1 protein-coding gene is annotated in these 1235 nt (G+C 48.3%); it reads left to right on the top strand.

The features are described from left to right. Nucleotides 1-475 precede the first annotated feature (475 nt). Nucleotides 476-1235, top strand: a 760-nt coding sequence (locus tag AC2VE5_RS27955; protein WP_486890766.1) for a ribonuclease E/G, incomplete at its 3' end; no start/stop codon positions are given.

Below are 1235 nucleotides of genomic sequence, written 5' to 3' on the forward strand. Positions count from 1 at the left end.
AATTTGTCCCCCGGTCAAATTTGATCGTGGCAGGGGCTAAACTCCACGCTATAATGCTTCTCAATAGAAGCAGTTGTAGGCAAGAGGCTCTTAGGGGTGTTGCCAAATTGGCCAGCAGGAGATGCTAGGTACAGCTTGCTTCTACCAGACTTCATTAATCTCTAGATGCAGCCTGAGCTTTTATTGGGCAAATGCTCATGGCTATCGTGCATATTAACGGTTTCCGATAGGATTTTTATTAGATGTTTTTAGTGATTTTATGGTTGCGAGAAGCCAGTATAAAGGCTACCAGCACCATGGGTCCCAAGCTAAGCACAGGCGGGAAAACCATGATTGTTGCTCAAAATCCTAGGTCACAAACTCTATCAGCCCTGTTGGAGCCAAAATCTATGTTTCTCATTGCTTAATTAATTTCAGCCCTAGAGCCAGGAATGCCCACCCGGCTCCCGTGGTCGAAAAATTTTGAGGAAATTGAATGCCAAAACAAATCGTCATTGCCGAGCAGCATCGAATTGCTGCTGTTTTTTCTGAAGATCAAATTCAAGAGCTGGTGGTTGCCACCGGTAGCCATCAAGTGGGGGATATTTACCTAGGTGTGGTTGAAAATGTCCTGCCTGGTATTGATGCAGCCTTTGTAAATATTGGCGACTCCGAGCGCAATGGCTTTATTCATGTCACTGATCTAGGACCCTTAAAACTCAAGCGCAGTGCCGGAGCAATCACAGAATTGCTAGCACCTCAGCAAAAAGCCTTGATTCAAATCATGAAAGAGCCCACGGGAAACAAGGGGCCTCGACTGACCGGCAATGTCTCTCTTCCAGGCCGGTATCTGGTCCTGATGCCCTTTGGTCGGGGGGTAAATTTGTCCCGGCGGATTCCCAATGAACATGAGCGGAATCGGCTCAGAGCCTTGGCAATCTTGATTAAGCCTGCGGGCATGGGTCTACTGGTTCGCACAGAGGCAGAAAACGTCGACGAAGAAGCAATTATTGAAGACCTTGAAGTTCTGCAAAACCAGTGGGAGATCATTCAACAAAAAACCAGTTCGAGTCGAGCCCCAGCCCTATTAAATCGGGATGATGACTTTGTGCAGCGGGTGCTCAGGGATGTCTACAGCGCTGATGTCAACCGGATTGTGGCTGATTCTGGCACCGGCCTTAAACGGGTCAAACAGCACCTGATGACTTGGAACGGCGGCAAGCTTCCCCAGGGGGTTTTCATTGATCAACACCGAG

This window comes from Aliterella sp. E5.1 (assembly GCF_057473825.1).